This window comes from Lactococcus sp. LG606 (genome assembly GCF_017309645.1).
GTDB classification, from domain to species: domain Bacteria; phylum Bacillota; class Bacilli; order Lactobacillales; family Streptococcaceae; genus Lactococcus; species Lactococcus petauri.
On record NZ_CP071301.1, the window covers coordinates 672,600 to 688,554 of the forward strand.

Annotated in this window: 14 protein-coding genes; all 14 read left to right on the forward strand. The window is 35.3% G+C overall.

The annotated features are described in order from the left end of the window. The first annotated feature begins 152 nt into the window (after positions 1-152). The 14 genes from J0J35_RS03345 to J0J35_RS03405 all read left to right on the forward strand — a co-directional run bounded on the left by J0J35_RS03345 (position 153) and on the right by J0J35_RS03405 (position 15,840). Positions 153-1,094, forward strand: a complete 942-nt coding sequence (locus J0J35_RS03345) for an alpha/beta hydrolase (RefSeq protein WP_206917761.1) — start codon at positions 153-155, stop codon at positions 1,092-1,094. 52 nt (positions 1,095-1,146) lie between these two features. Then, positions 1,147-1,281 carry a teichoic acid D-Ala incorporation-associated protein DltX gene (locus tag J0J35_RS03350; RefSeq protein WP_080567254.1) on the forward strand — a complete coding sequence of 45 codons (135 nt, stop codon included), beginning with the start codon at positions 1,147-1,149 and terminating at the stop codon, positions 1,279-1,281. 12 nt (positions 1,282-1,293) lie between these two features. After that, complete coding sequence (gene dltA, locus J0J35_RS03355) at positions 1,294-2,796, forward strand: D-alanine--poly(phosphoribitol) ligase subunit DltA (protein WP_206917764.1); 1,503 nt, start codon at positions 1,294-1,296, stop codon at positions 2,794-2,796. Continuing rightward, positions 2,796-4,010, forward strand: coding sequence for a D-alanyl-lipoteichoic acid biosynthesis protein DltB (dltB, locus tag J0J35_RS03360; protein WP_206917766.1), 1,215 nt, complete (start codon positions 2,796-2,798; stop codon positions 4,008-4,010). Before dltA ends, dltB begins: the two co-directional genes overlap by 1 nt. A gap of 27 nt (positions 4,011-4,037) precedes the next feature. Beyond that, a complete protein-coding gene (gene dltC / locus J0J35_RS03365; protein ID WP_004257293.1) occupies positions 4,038-4,280 on the forward strand; it encodes a D-alanine--poly(phosphoribitol) ligase subunit DltC in 243 nt (80 codons plus the stop codon). Then, positions 4,267-5,556: a D-alanyl-lipoteichoic acid biosynthesis protein DltD gene (gene dltD / locus J0J35_RS03370; protein WP_206917767.1), complete on the forward strand. Its 1,290-nt coding sequence runs from the start codon at positions 4,267-4,269 to the stop codon at positions 5,554-5,556. Before dltC ends, dltD begins: the two co-directional genes overlap by 14 nt. 353 nt (positions 5,557-5,909) lie before the next feature. Next, positions 5,910-7,499, forward strand: a complete 1,590-nt coding sequence (locus tag J0J35_RS11580; protein WP_242534070.1) for a hypothetical protein — start codon at positions 5,910-5,912, stop codon at positions 7,497-7,499. A 147-nt stretch (positions 7,500-7,646) separates the two neighbouring features. Next, positions 7,647-8,633: a Spy0128 family protein gene (locus J0J35_RS11585; RefSeq protein ID WP_242534072.1), complete on the forward strand. Its 987-nt coding sequence runs from the start codon at positions 7,647-7,649 to the stop codon at positions 8,631-8,633. A gap of 220 nt (positions 8,634-8,853) precedes the next feature. Next, complete coding sequence (locus J0J35_RS03380; protein WP_206917768.1) at positions 8,854-9,549, forward strand: hypothetical protein; 696 nt, start codon at positions 8,854-8,856, stop codon at positions 9,547-9,549. 111 nt (positions 9,550-9,660) lie between these two features. Next, the gene (locus J0J35_RS03385; RefSeq protein ID WP_206917769.1) at positions 9,661-10,281 is read left to right on the forward strand and encodes an Rgg/GadR/MutR family transcriptional regulator; all 621 of its coding nucleotides are present in this window, start codon (positions 9,661-9,663) and stop codon (positions 10,279-10,281) included. Between the two features lie 234 nt (positions 10,282-10,515). After that, complete coding sequence (locus tag J0J35_RS03390; protein ID WP_046401195.1) at positions 10,516-11,610, forward strand: DUF916 and DUF3324 domain-containing protein; 1,095 nt, start codon at positions 10,516-10,518, stop codon at positions 11,608-11,610. A gap of 14 nt (positions 11,611-11,624) precedes the next feature. Beyond that, positions 11,625-11,939 carry a hypothetical protein gene (locus tag J0J35_RS03395; protein ID WP_019293933.1) on the forward strand — a complete coding sequence of 105 codons (315 nt, stop codon included), beginning with the start codon at positions 11,625-11,627 and terminating at the stop codon, positions 11,937-11,939. Next, the gene (locus J0J35_RS03400; protein ID WP_019293934.1) at positions 11,936-12,625 is read left to right on the forward strand and encodes a WxL domain-containing protein; all 690 of its coding nucleotides are present in this window, start codon (positions 11,936-11,938) and stop codon (positions 12,623-12,625) included. Before J0J35_RS03395 ends, J0J35_RS03400 begins: the two co-directional genes overlap by 4 nt. A 26-nt stretch (positions 12,626-12,651) precedes the next feature. Beyond that, positions 12,652-15,840 carry a hypothetical protein gene (locus tag J0J35_RS03405; RefSeq protein ID WP_242534073.1) on the forward strand — a complete coding sequence of 1,063 codons (3,189 nt, stop codon included), beginning with the start codon at positions 12,652-12,654 and terminating at the stop codon, positions 15,838-15,840. Positions 15,841-15,955: the final 115 nt, after the last annotated feature.

Consider the following 15,955-nt stretch of genomic DNA (forward strand, 5'->3'; position numbering starts at 1 on the left):
CTAAAGAACGGTCTTCTAGGACCGTTCTTTTATTACAAAAAAGTAAGGAATCAGTTAAGCAAAAAAAGATAAAATAGAAAGAAAAATGAGTATAAGAGTTTGATATTTCTTAGCTCGAGAGATTGAAGCTTGCTTAAATATAAGGAGTACATATGAAAAAAAGAGCGCAGAAGAGAAAGAAAAGAATCGATATGTTAGGTGTGACATTTTTTGTTTTTATTGCTGCGGTAATCGGAGTTTTATGTGTTGCTTTATATTATCAACAGACCAAGGCAAGCCCTGGCGAGCCAAGTACGCGCGTGATTAAAAAAACGGAAGAGCAACTAAAGTCAGAGCTTACCATTTACCCAACATTGTATGTTACTGGCTCAAGTGGCAGTCCTAAAAACAACATCAGTCATTTAGTTCAAGCAGTAACCAATAAAAATAATGCCGCAAAACCAGGCCTCACTGTAATTGCAGAAACAGGAAACAAATATAAATTAAGAATTACTGGAAAAATTGATGCTAGTAATAAATATCCAGCTATTGCTGTTGGGACAGATCATGGAACAAATAATCACGAAATCTATCAGTATGCGATAAAAGCTACAATAGAATATCTAGCGGCACACTATAATGTCCCTTGGTATAATATTTTAGGCTATTCTTCGGGAGCAGGTGGAGCTATGCGGTTTTTGATCAATTACTCGCAAGATAAAAATTTACCTCCCGCTAAAAAGTTTGTTGCCTTAGATGGTGAATTTAATCGCAAAGAAAAATTAAGAACCAACGAGACCATGGAAAGCCTGTATCAAAATGGTCCCGAAAACAAAAGCGCTGATTATAACTATTTTGAGAAAAATTATTCAAAAATGGATAAGGGCATCCATGTCTATCTCATGGCTTTAGATACGCCTGTCGGATCTGACTTTGATGGCGTTCTCCCGTGGTCGGATCTCTTTTCTGTTTATAACCTCTTTGAAAAAAATGGCAATATAACGGAAAAATTCACCTATACAAATAGCCCAGGAGAACGCTATTCTCATGGTTCGATTTGTAAAATGCCTGCAGCACAAGACTATATCGAGAAGGTTTTCTACCATTCAACTTAACTTACCAAAATGTAAGTTTACAGACAATTTAATTATAGTACAATCATATATTATGAATAGAAAATATAAAAAATTATTCATCTTTTTGGGAAAGACACTGTTTTACTTCGTAGTTATTTTAATTCTACTTTATCTTTATTCTTATAGTAAAACAGGAGGCGCACACTTTATCTACAACGAATTTTAGAAAGGAGATGTCATGAACATTTTTCACGAAATTTTATCCGGAGCAACAAAATATCCGGAGCGTTTAGCGATAGTCGAACACGACCAAGATTATACTTATCGTCAATTGCTTGATGCAGCATCACAGGTAGCTCAAAAAATATCTGCAATGCCCATCTCCCAACGTCCAATTATTGTATTTGGTAAAAACGGATTTTTATCATTAGCTACACTACTCGGTGTTTCGCTTACAGGGAGGGCCTATATTCCTGTAGATTCCCATACACCTTTTGAGAGAACGCAGCTGATTAAACAAGCCGCAAACCCCTCTTTAGTCATACATACAGTGGAACTTGAAGAGAAGTTTTCCCAACTTTTTACATCAAGAATATCTTATACTGAATACCAAGAAAATATCGATTTCGATTTTTCACAGATTGACAGTCGTCAAGCTGTGAACGGAGAGGATATTAACTACATTATCTATACTTCGGGCACAACGGGACTTCCAAAAGGTGTCGCAGTAACACATAATAACTTACTTAGCTTCACTAAATGGATGAATAAGGATTTTTCTATAATCGAAAATAATCACTTTCTGTCTCAAGCACTATATAGCTTTGATCTATCAATTTTCAGTTTATATCCTAGCTTGACAACAGGTGGGACCTTGATTTCACTTAGTCAAGAGGATACAACGAATTTCAAAAAACTTTTTGAACGACTTAATTCAAGTACAATCAATACCTGGGTTTCTACTCCATCCTTTATCGAAATATGCCTGCTTGATCCATCATTTGTTGAAGAAAATCATCCAGATTTACAGCAATTTATTTTTTGTGGCGAGGAATTAACGCACAAAACAGCATCAAAGTTGCTCGAAAAGTTCCCACATGCAAAAGTTTGGAACACTTATGGACCAACCGAAGCTACAGGTGCTATTACAAGTATTCAAGTTGATAAAACAATCCTTCATGACTATAAGCGCTTGCCTATTGGCACTGCAAAGCCAGGAGTTGAAATTCAAATCATTGATGATGAAATTATTATTATTGGGGATTCTGTAGCACAGGGATATTTTGAAAATTCGGAGAAGACAGCAGAAGTCTTCTTTGAGTATGAAGGCAAGAAGGCGTATCATACAGGAGATTCAGGCTATTTTGATGAAAATTCGGTCCTTAACTATAATGGTCGTATCGACTTTCAAATAAAATTCAATGGTTTTAGGATTGAGTTGCAGGATATCGAAGCTCATTTATATGAAATTGCTGAGATTGAAAAAGCATTAGTGGTGCCTCAAGAAAATGCCGCACATAAAGTAACAGGATTAATAGCAGTCATCCATTCTTCTCTAAGTTTTGAAACTAAGGCTGAAGAACGCGCATTTAATAAAAAAATAAAGGCACAACTTTCAAATACGATTATGGATTATATGATGCCGACTAAATTCATTTATCTTGATGATTTCCCACTTACTCCCAATGGAAAAATTGACCGAAAGGCCTTAACCAAACAAGTCCTTGGAGGTAAGAACTAGTGGAACCATATGCAACACCTTTTTATTTTGTGATTTTAGGGTTAGCACTGCTTCCACTTGTCATGGCACACGCCTACGGAAAAAAATGGATGGGCTATCAAGTCATCTTGACCATTGCCTTTCTCTGGATCAGTTTCGGCGGTAAAGTCAGTCTTTGGTCCCTTCTGGGTTTTGGGATTTTTGAAACAACTTTAATCAAGCTTTACGAGCACTATCGAAAACTCCAAAACAAAACCTGGGTGTTCGTTTTAGCAGTGATTGCATCGTTACTACCTTTAATAATCGTTAAGGTGACACCCTTATTGGACCCGATGCACCCACAATCTATCCTTGGTTTTTTAGGAATATCTTATGTGACCTTTAAAACTGTAAGTGTAATTCTTGAGTTACGCGATGGCCTGATTAAAGAAGTTCCCTTAAAGGAATATCTCTATTTTCTTTATTTCTTTCCCACCATTTCGTCAGGGCCAATTGATCGTTTCCGACGTTTCCAAAAAGAGCTAGAAGCGCCACTGACAGATAAGTATTCAGAGTATTTAGGAAAAGGAATTTTCTATATTTTCCAAGGATTCCTATATAATTTCATCATTTCTTATCTGATCTCACATTATTTTCTGCATGATTTAGCGATAAAAGCAACATTGCATCCCAATTTGTGGAATATGATGGGGAGCATGTACGCTTACGGTTTTTATCTCTTTTTCAACTTTGCAGGTTATTCTCTTTTTGCGATGGGCGTTTCTTTGATTATGGGATATAAAATTCCTATTAACTTCAATAAACCCTTTCTCGCCAAAAATATTAACGACTTTTGGCAACGCTGGCATATCTCTTTATCATTCTGGTTCAGAGACTTTGTTTTTATGCGTTTAGTAAAGTGGATTATGGTTAAAAAGTGGTCCAAAAATATGGTGACCATCTCAAACGTGGGTTACTTAGTAAACATGTTTATTATGGGATGCTGGCATGGTTTAACGTGGTACTATATCTTATATGGTGTTTATCATGCCTGCCTGATGATCATTTATGATGCCTGGAAGCGAATGAAGAAGAAGCACAAATGGAATATTCCTGATAATATGTGGACACGTGGAGCTGCAATATTTATCACTTTTAATGCCGTTATGATCAGTTTCCTTATCTTTTCAGGAATCCCTAATTATGCTATAATGCATGCAATCAATGGACTTGGTAGTCCTTTACCTAATTTTTAGACAACAATAGAAGAAAGAAGAATAAATATGAAAAATGAAGTATTAAATATCATTGAAGAAGTTGCTGGCACAGATGAGTTTCGTGAAGATTTAGATATGGATCTTTTTGAAGAAGGCATTCTTGACTCTATGAGAGCCATTATGCTTATTGTTGAGCTTGAAAATGCCTTTAGTTTAAGTTTACCACCTTCTGAAATGGATCGTGACGACTGGAATACAGCAAATAAAATTGCCGATCGTATCAAGGAAAAGATGGATGAAGAAAGATAAGGTACTTCAAGAACTCGCACCTTTAGTTGTGGCCCTTACTTTGCTAGCGATACTCATCTTTTCTCCTCTCACGGTTTTCCCTAAGTTTAATAAGCATGAACTTGATGAGTTTGCGACTGATCCTAAGAATCGGACAGGCTTTGTAAGCTATGCGATTAAATCACAAGCATTCTCTAATCCGCATTATCTGCCAATTTTAGGCTCTTCTGAGCTGGAACATATTGATCCTTTTCATCCAAGTAGTTTCTTTATGAAAAATAATAAAGGTTTTACGCCTTTTCTAGCAGGTCAACCCGGAACCCAATCCTTAACACACTTTTTCTATCTGAATTCTGTTGAAAAGCAATTGCATAACCGTAAGATTGTTTTTATCATCAGTCCACAATGGTTTACACGTAAAGGTATTGGTACACCTGAGTTAAGTCAATTTGTTTCTAAAGGTGAAATATATGCGTGGTTACAATCTGCCTCACCAAAAGATGTCGCGATACAAAAACTCGCTCAACGCCTCTTGAATTTTAAAGATTTTCCTGAGGATATTGTTGTTACTCATGCACTAAAAGCTCTAGCAAATGGTAAAAAAATCGACAGTATAAACCAGATTTCAATTAAACTTGCAAATCAGTTCTTGACGAAACAAGATTCTCTTTTTACGGGCTTATCAAAGCTCAGCGGTAGGCAAGAAAATTCATACGAAAAGATAGAGCGAATCAGTAAACAATTACCAAACACAAAAGATTTCGAAAAACTGGATCAAGCAGCATACGAACGAGGAGCTGCAAATTCAGCAAATAATGAATTTCAAATTGTTGACCATGTGTGGTCAAGAAATCTTCAAAAGGTCTTTAAAGAACGTAAAGGTGTGATGAAGGAAGTGAGTTACCTGAGAAGTCCGGAATATCTTGATTTTCAACAGCTTTTAAATCAATTTGCAAAAAATAATAATGATGTGCAGTTCGTTATTCCACCTGTAAATGGAGCATGGTACCAGTATACAGGGCTCTCTTATGACATGTTACAGGAGTTTAGCGCAAAAATTAAATATCAACTTAACAGCCAAGGTTTCCATCACATTTATGACATGACAAATAAATTCAACGAAAAGTACTATATTGGGGACACTATCCACTTGAATAATCGTGGTTGGGTGGCTTTAGATAAAAAAATCGAAGAATTTATGAAACATCCGACTAAAACAGAATATAAGATCGACAATGCTCAATTTCTTAGCACAGAATGGGCCAATGGAGATAAGGAAGTTTCTCTTAATAGATAAAAAATAAATTAAAAAACGACAATATTCAATTGTCGTTTTTTGTTTGTCCGATTTCTTGGACATGTTCTCATTATTTATGACAGAAAATGCTTAATTTACTCTATTTTATTCTATGGAGTTAAAAATCGTCTACTCAATCTAATATTAAAAACATTTGGACTTATCCCTCTATCTTTGTATTATTAAATTAGGAGAAAGAGAAAAAATTTAAAGTAATTATCATTTTACTTTAATGTTTAATCTTTTTTAAACTAAAGAAAAAGGAGGGAAACGAAATGTTGCAAACAAAGTGACATCTATTTTTGATTTTTTCTAAAAAAGTTCATTAATTCAAAATAAAAAGGAGTAGAAATATGAAAACTTTAAGACAAGTATTGAAAGGGCTTGTGTTGGCGATAGTACTTTCGGTATTAATTATCTCCGGGATGCGATTAAAAAATACCTTGAGTCGAGTAAGTGCGGATAGAGTTGATAAGAAAACAGATCAAAAAGTGGCATGGTGGACAGATCAAGAAGCTTATGAAGCTAACTTACTTTTAAAAGTGAACGGTTCAAGTCTCTCTGGGCCGATGGATGTCGTTTTTGTTTTAGACCGCTCAGGTAGCATGGACATGACTTATACCGATAATGCTAATGCGACAGGTTATGAAGGATATCCTTTATTCTCCAGCTCTTGCTTAAACCAGGAACATTTCTACCTTGAACCACTTCATGAAGGACAGGAACCCGAAGCAAGTGCAGATAAATCAAAAGTTTATGAGAATAGTGATAACACCCTCACAGTTTATAACGCGGATGTTGATAAATGGGAAGTGATTGGGACTACACCGGTTCATCTTTTTGAGCAATTTACTCAAAGTACAGCCAAGTATATTCCTTACCATTTCAAGAAGGAAGGTGAAAAATTTGTACGTATCAGTCATTGGGATGCTGCAGCTAAAGTAGCTGGAAAAACACAACCTGGTGTTTGGGTACATGGCGATGAAGATGAAGGTTGCTATGACCGATGGATGCTATCAAAAGAAGCTATTTCGGAAGTGACCGATAAGTTACTCCAAGAACATCCTGAAAACAGAGTGGCTCTGGCACCATTTTCAATTCGAGGTTCATCGATGGTTACCCATTTAAATTATAATTCACAACGAATGAAAAATTTTAGAGATAATCTTGTTTTAAAAAATAATGAACATGGCTACTTTGGCCCAAGTACGGGAACCACCATTGAAGCAGACGGCTCAATCGGTGGCAACTATAATTCTACTGTAGGTTGGAAGGATAATATTGCTGAAAATAGAGCAGCTATTGATGATATGCTTCCTCGTCTGTTTACAACGCCACAAACAGACTATCAATACGGATTGAGTATGGCATATAACCTCCTTCAATCACGCAGTGATGAAGCTAAGGCAACAAAAGGTGCGATGGTTGTTTTCTTATCAGATGGTGTTCCACAAAGTACTGCAACAATGCGAGCTGGCTGGTCAGGTGGCGGTCCCATTGTATCTTTTGGGCAAACAGATGGTAGAATTCTAGCAATGTCCGCAGCTATTACAAGTGATGAACCTGTAGAAGTAGAAGGTGCACCAACAGGGACATATCAACGTCACGATATCGACCAAAATTATCTAAAACTCATTGAGGGAACAACCTATGAAGTTGCTGGAATGGGCGCAGAAATGCTGACAGTAGATTATATGGCTAACAGTGCTATCTTAAAAACAATGGCAAACGACCCACAAAATTATTTTGAGGTTCCAGCTGATAATGTTGGTGCAGGAAAAACGTACTTGACTGATTTGCTGCTTAATTCTACGCTCTTCCCAGGTGGGCGTGATTCTGTTCTTAGAGATAAAGTGAGTCAATATTATTATGTCCCAGAAAATGCCACTCTGCCTCAAGGTGTCACGATTGAAGGAAACTATGAGGACAAAGGTGAAGAATAGACGATTGTCTGGGAATTAGGCGATCTTTATGATTATAGTCCAGATGGCTATCCATCTGTAAATATTCCGCTGGTATTAAAAGAAGAATATCGTCAGGTTTCACAGGATACTTACTACCCAACAAATGCAGATACAAGCGATAAAGCCATGGATATTTTGGATCCTGAACGAGGAATTGACGATGAAGATACAGGCGCAAAGCTCTATTATACAGACCCTCATAATCAAAAACGTTACGATACTATTGGCACACCAAAGCTTGCTGTTAAGCCGGATACAGTAAAAAGTACTCGTTACCAAATCCAAGCTGAAAAACTATTGAGCGGACGTTCTCTTTTAGCGGGTGAGTTTACTTTCGAGTTGCTAGACAGTGCAGGAAAAGTTATTCAAACCGTACACAATGATGCTTCAGGCAAAATAGTATTTTCACCAATCACTTACACAAGTACGGGAGATTATGATTATACAGTGAGAGAGAAGGGTAGTTTGGATAAGACCATTGACTATGATGCTGCCAATTATAAAGTTACTGTTAGCATCAAGGAAGAAGCAGGGATCCTTGTTGCTACAGCTACAGGAGATGCAGCGATACAGTTTAAAAACAGTTATCAACCACTTGGTACAGAAATTCATTTGCAAGCAACCAAAGAACTTGTCGGAAAGAAACTGACAGATCAGGAATTCACGTTTGAATTAGTCAATGCTTCAAATCAAGTTATTCAAACGGCCAAAAATGATGCTTTAGGACAAATTCGATTTGATAAGCTAGCTTATACAAAAACAGGAAGCTACGATTACACGATTCGTGAAAAGGCTGGAGTAGATCCTCAAATTACCTACGATACTAAATCCTATAAGATTCATGTTGAAGTAGTAGACCAAAAAGGAAAACTTGTTGCATCTATAAGTTACAAACAAAAACCACAGTTTAAAAATATCTATCTTGAAGAAAAAAAATCATCTTCTAAAGATGATGGAAACAAGAACTTGATTGAAAAGGTGGAACCACAGAAAAAAGTCTTACCAAAAGCAGGAGAGTTTAACAAGACAGCTGCTATTGTCACTGGGCTTGGTTTAATTTTAATGGTATTGGCAATCTTCTGGGCAAGAAAATTTAGAAAGAATAGAAAATAGAAATCTGTAAAAAGACTAGTATTAACTAGTCTTTTTAATATGTTACAATTAGAAAAACAATGATAAAGAGTGGTGAAATATTATATGAATCGTAAAATAAACAATAGATACGGAAAAATTTTTAAAGAACTGAGAGAAAAAAAGATCATTACCTCTTTCTCATTTTGAAAAAATTGGTATTTCTAAATCTTCTTTAGCTAAATTTGAACGTGGAGAAACTATGATGAAATTTGATAGAGTAGTAAATGCCTTACAAGAAATGGATTTCACTTTAACAGAGTTTGAGCATTTTATTAATGATTTTTCACTTAGTTATATTGAAGAAAAATTAAAAGAAATAGAAGTGGCTGATTTTACACAAGATAGTACAAAATTGGAGGAAATCTATCAAGATACTAAGATAAGAGGTTACACTTTGACCTCTTTATCAGCCAAAGCATTATTTATGGGACTGACGGAAGAAGAAGAAGAACTTATTATCAATCACTTATTTGAAACAGAATCGTGGGGTTATTTTGAATTATCTATTTTTTATTTTACAATGGATTGTTTGAAAACGCGGGAAATATTGAAATTACTTCATCCCTTTCTTCTACACGGGCATACCTTTCTTGATATACAAGGTTATCGTGAAAGGTTTCTACAAGTTTCTTATAGAGCTGTAGCCCGCATGTGTTATACCAAAAATCAAGAATTAGCACATATAATTTTAGGAAATACAAGACTAGAAAAATATGAACATAGCTTGCTTTTGACAAATATTAGAAATATTATTGAAGGCTATTATATTTATACTTTTGAAAATCAATCAAAAGGAGAAGAACTTATGAATGAAGCAATCTGGATTTTTAACAAGCTTAATAGTCATAAGATAGCAGAATATTATCAGCACAGATATGATAAATATATTAAATAGAAAGATAGTGTTTAAGTCACTATCTTTTTCGTTTGTGCTCTTCGTGTCATAAAAGACACAAAAAAAATTCCTTTATATATTTCTGTTATCATGAAATAAAGGGGATGGGAAATGATTTACAAAAAATATGGGAGAATATTTAAAAAAATAAGAAATCAAAGAAGATATCCTCTCTCTTATTTTGAGAATGTGGGTATCTCTAAATCAGCGCTTGCCAAGTTTGAAAGAGGAGAAACGATGATTGGGCTTGACAGAGCTACTCGAGCGCTTCAAGAAATGGGTATTACACTTGAAGAGTTTGAGCAACTTATAAACGATTTCACAATGGATTATTATGATGAGTTTTTATTTGAAATTGAAAAAGCAGACATTGCTCAAAAGACTGATGTTCTAGAACGCCTCTATATTCAAGCAAAAACGCATGGTGATTATTTACTCTCATTAGCAGTTAAAGGCCGGTTGGGTGTCTTAGAAACAGAAGATATAAATGAAATTGTGGATACATTAACTGAAATTGAGTATTGGGGATATTTTGAACTTTCATTTTTTTACTTTACAATGGATGATTTATCTGTAAAAGATATAAAAAAATTAATGCTAGATTTATTTTCTGTCAATACACCTGGATATAGGAGCTTTAAATACCGTCATCGTCTCTCGCAAATTGGATATAGAGCAATATTTATTTTTACAAAAAGGGGTTATCAAGAATATGCGAGACTTTTTTTTTGATACCTGTGAACCTTATCATTTAGAGTATGATGTCTCTCTCACACATCATAGAGAACTCGTTATAGGTTTTTATATATATAAATTCATAGATAGAGAAAAAGGCTTGAAGAGGATTAATACAATTTTAAAAATATTTGAAAAAACAGGTGAGCAAGAACTGGCAGATTATACAAAGCTCAGGTTGGGTTTATAAGAAGACGTTAGAAAATTAAAAGAAGGAGGATTGAACTACAAATGAAAAAAATAAAATTTTTGGTTGCCTGTCTAGTTAGCATGTTTAGTCTCTATGTGATTATACAAAATAATAAAGTTTATGCTGATAAGGCCAATTTTTCAGTCAATCCAATCATAACAAAGAGTGATACGAGTAAAAACACTGGTTATTTTGACTTGTTAATGCAACCAGGAGAAGTCAGAGATGTATCTTTTGAAATCTACAATAGCTCTAATAGAGAAATCAAAATAAAGACATCTTTGGGTACAGCATTTACTGGAAGTACAGGTACTGTTGGTTATAAACCAGATGTTGTAAAACCCGATAATTCTCTTAAATATAATCTAAAAGACTATGTAACTACACCCAATGTTGTCAGAATTTCTCCAAAGTCGAAAAAAATTATATCAGCTATAGTGAAAATGCCAAATGCAATCTTTGATGGTGTAATGGCTGGAGGATTTAATTTTACTGAAGCAAATTCAGCTCCAACAAGGCAATCTGAGAAAAAAGGCATTACTATTGAGAATGAATATCGATACGTCATTGGACTCATAATCCAGCAGTCAAGTAATTATGTAGCTCCTTGCTTAAATTTAGAAGGCGTATATGCGTCACAAAAGAATAGACGAAATTCAATTAATATTAATTTAACAAATACAGCTATGACCTATCTAATGGATATGAGTACTCAAATAAAAATATCTAAAAAAGATGATCCCTCAATTTCTTATTCTTATAATAATAGTCAGATGAAAATGGCTCCAAATTCAAATTTTGAGCTTGCTGTTCCTGCATATTTAAAAAAATCTGGAGGAGAACTGAGCACCTTATTAAAACCAGGGAAATATAAATTAATAATGACAGTCTATGGAGAAAAAGATGAAAAAGGAAAATTTAAGGAAATTGTCAACCAGCAACCCATACTATACAATCACAAATGGTCTTTCGAAAAAGAATTTGAAATCAGTGAATATACAGCTCAAAAATTAAACGAAAGTGATATAAGCATGGAGAAAAATAATTTAGGATGGCTTCTAGTTCCAGCGGCTTTAGTCATAGTAATGTTAACACTCGTCATTATTATACTCCTTACAAAACAAAAAACAGGATAAGAAAGGAAAATAAAGTGAAAAAATATTTATTATTGCTGTTGGTTTTATTTACAATGGCGCAACCTATTAGAGCAGATACTTATTCAATAGATTCTTCTGTAGTGACAGCAACTATAGGATTTACCAACAATCCAGACTTATCAGCAAATAAAAAACCAGAAGCTGAATCTTTCGCAGAAAGTGTAGTAATAGATAAAAAAATAGCTACCTTACCAGCTACGGGAGAAAGAACACAAGTGAAAATTTTTGGCGTTATCTTTGTTCTATTATCATTATATTTACTTATTTTAAAATATTTAACGATTTTTCGAGAAAGGAAAATTTTATGAAAAAAACAACCTTATTTTGCGCAACAGCAATTACAACTCTTACAGCATTAAGTTTAGCGACTAGTGCTTCCGCTCTATCAGTTGATGACACTCACTACACTACAGATGCATCCGTTTCATTTACTCCAAATACTACAGCGCCAGAAATTACAAATCCTGACGTTCCTAATCCAGGTACTGGTATTGACTCTGCTTTTGCTATAGATTATGCTTCAAATCTTGATTTTGGTAGTCATATGGTTGAATCAGGTGAAAGAACATATTATGCAACATTAGACAAAACAACAAATAATGCGCTAAGTGTTGTCACGCATGATCAGCGAGGAGAAACTACTGGCTGGACACTATCAGTTCAACAAAAAGGACAATTCAAAAATACATCCAATACATCACTTGAAGGAGCATCCTTAAAATTTAGTAGTGGAGTAGCTATGAATACGTCGAGCACGGGAATATATGTACCAACATTCAATTCCTCTTTAGGAATTCTTGATCCTGATGCAACTTCAGCAACCCCGATTATGAGTGGAGATGGTACTGTCGGAGGATATGCCGTTGTATTTGGTACACAAGCAGATTATGGTACAAATGATAATACCAGTGGGCCAATTTCTTTAACTATTCCTTCAGCTAAAGTTGGGAGCTTTTCAACAACTTTAGAATATACTCTTGAAGCAGCTAGATAATTTCATCCAATTCATAGGAGGCAATAATGGGAAAGATAGCAAAAAAACTATTAAAGCACTTAATATTAAGGGCATTATTTCCACTTTTATTATTGTTCCCTTTAACTCTTGTAAAAGCTGAGACCAACAATATAATCGTTAATCCTGGAGATAAAATTGATACAGGGAATCATGATTTCTCTCCTACAGAATTAAAAGAAACAACAAATTGGGGTATTTTAGGTACAAGCAGTCCTTGGTGGGATGCAAATGGTTATACCTTAATGCTAAATAACCAAGGAAAAGATAAAGTTGGTTATGGTGTTTTTAAATATGCTCTGGACTTTAGTAAACCTGTTAAATTAACTGCATCATTTGGTGTGAATATTAATAATGCTTATACATATGCAGCTGGTGATAGCTTGGGTTTTATCTTGACAGATGTCAATGCTAATGAAATAACGAAAGGACAGTCAGGAGGAGGATTGGGAATTTTAGGTATTCCTAATGCCATCTTTGCAGGAAGGGACTTTTATTATAATTTTGGCATTCCGGCCTACGATAGCTCTGTGGGACAAGTCACTGAGGGACCATTACTTGGTCGAGTTAATGGCTCAAGTCAGATTACAATAAGGCAAACGAGTGCCGATGGCTTATCACTTTTAAAACCCGATACTCTATCAGCAGTTTCAGCTCAATATGGTATTTTTAATAAAGGAAGTGGCTCAACTAAAAGTACAGGAATTGACTATGTACAACTTGAGTGGATTCCTACAGATGGAGGGATGGTGACTTCATCAGGCAAGGTTTCTGGTTATTTAAAACTAACTTACGGAAGTGGAGTGGATGCAAATGGTGATGTGAATGGCTCAACTACATCTGTCCTCTATGGAAATCCAACTGATTCTTCGCTTCAACTTTCTCAAATGTTGAGTATAGGAGTGGCTGGTGCAACTGGGGGGAATTATTCTGACCTTAGCTTTAATGCACAAAGTTCATACTTAACTGGTAGTAAAGCAACTCAAGATGTTAAAGTTAACTATATTAATGCTGTTACAGGCAAAAAAATCTTGACAAAAGAACAAGCGGTCATTCACGCAAATGTTGGTGATACTGTTTCACTTCATTCTCCATCAGCTAGTCCGGATAGCAATCGAGACTTTTATGAGTACCTCGCACCAGATTTAACGAGCGAAGGATTCACATTTAAAGGAATATCAACGGGAAATAGCATCGATACAAGCAACAATAACTCTACTTCGGATCTGACAGTACTTAATAATGATGAAATCATTACAACGCCTGAAGGATTAGAGACGCCAACAAATAATACATTTAATATTTATTATACTCCAACCTTACAATCAGCAAAGTTTATTTCGTGGTATAGTCAAGGAACACCGGGAACTAGTGAGGCTTTGACAGATATTTCAGGAACGGTATTCGCACAACCTTCAAATACTCCTACAACACCTGGAAAAGCTGCTGCTCTCCCAAAAGCTTTGTCAATTGAAGGCTATCTGGAAGATGCAGTGCCAGAACCTGCCTTAGAAATACCTAAGGGTTACAAAATTGCAAAAGTTATTGGACCTGACAAAAAAGTATACTCTTCAATCGAATTAGCCCGTTTAGCCAATCTTTTATTGTACATGAATGATAATGAATTCAATGTTGTTTTAGAAGCTAACACGCATCGAGCAAGTTTTAGTTATCAATATGGGAAAGGTACACCTGGTGTAGATGATAATACGGGGTTACCTAGTACTACACCTACAACTCCTGGACCCATGGCACCAGAGCTCCCTCAGATTTCTGCAGCAGAAGATCAACAAGGAACAACCGGAAGTCCAATAGCTTCTCCGATTATAAATCCTATAGATATACCTGGTTACAGCGTCACTTCAATTTTGAAACCAGGAAATACATTAGTGCCAGTTGCAACAGGAATCCATCCTGAATCAGATTGGATGTCTTGGGACTATAGTCAAGAAACTATTACCGGTGAGGACAGTCAGTTTGTGTATATTATTACACCAGACGTTCAAACAAGTATAGTTGGATTTGTGTATTCACCTGGAACACCGGGTGTAGACGAAGGAGGTATTCCAAGTGACAATCCAGTTATACCTGGAAAAGCAGCTCCGTTACCAGCGGCTCAAAAGATATCTGGAGTTACAAATGGTTTATTGACTATCGAAAAACCTAATATTCCAGCAGGCTATACCATTGATTATGTAATAGGTCCAGATGGAACAAGTTATTCAGTTGAAGGTACATTACTTACAATGATAAATATGAAAGGGCAAGTAACGACGGAAACTGTGGTAGCTGGAACAACAGCTTTAGAAGCTGCAAATAATCATCACCCGTACTTTATTATTGCCCCAAATATAATTGCAAATAATTTTGCGGTTTATTTAAAAGCGTTACCTCGAACATCTATGATTTATTTTGATGTGAGCAAGGTGGATGCACCTGATGAAGTTCCGCAACCTAAAAATATTACTCTCTCGCAAGGAGTAACGGGAAGTATTATCAGCAAAAATGATATTGATACAGCAGTATCTGCCCTTCAGGCCATGATTACAGATGAAAATGGATATGAAAAATGGGAAATTTCTCAAGTACTGGGACCAAACAAAGATGAGTTAGATTTGAATGTGATTGAAGGAAATAATAATGCTATTATTGGTCAATTACCAACTCTCATTAACAAGACGCCCTATTTACTAGGAGAATCTAGCGATTATAAAAATGATGATGGTGATAAAGTGGTCAATAATTATATTTTTAAGTTATCTTATTCAGGTAAATTACTACTAACAGTACCAGATACTCTTTCATTTGGTGATCATTTTGTGAATGGAGGTAATCCTGTTTATACTGGTCAGCTTAGTGATGATGTAATCGTTACTGATGAGAGAGCTATTTTAACGCCTTGGACCTTAACAGTAGAAGAATTGAGCCCAATTCAAGAGATAAACCCCATAACCCTTTTACCTCTTGTAAAAGGAGTCGGAGTTACTTTTACGGATTGCTTAAGCTTTGGAGAAAATGAAGAAACAGCAAAAACTTTGACCTCGAGCAACAGTATTGAAATCTTTAAGCAAGATTTTGGTACGAGCAATCCAATTACTGTTTTACCTCGATCTCATCCCTCAATACAATTTTATCTTAAAGTTCCCGACGAAAAGCAGAAAGTGGGGAAAAACTATTCTGGACAATTGAACTTGTAAAATGAGGGTTAAGATATAATCAAATCGTAAAGGAGGGAAGCTATAAGAAAAAGAAATATTAATGAAAGTGTTTTAAGTAAGATGTTAGAAGAAATTCTAACATCTTACTTTTATA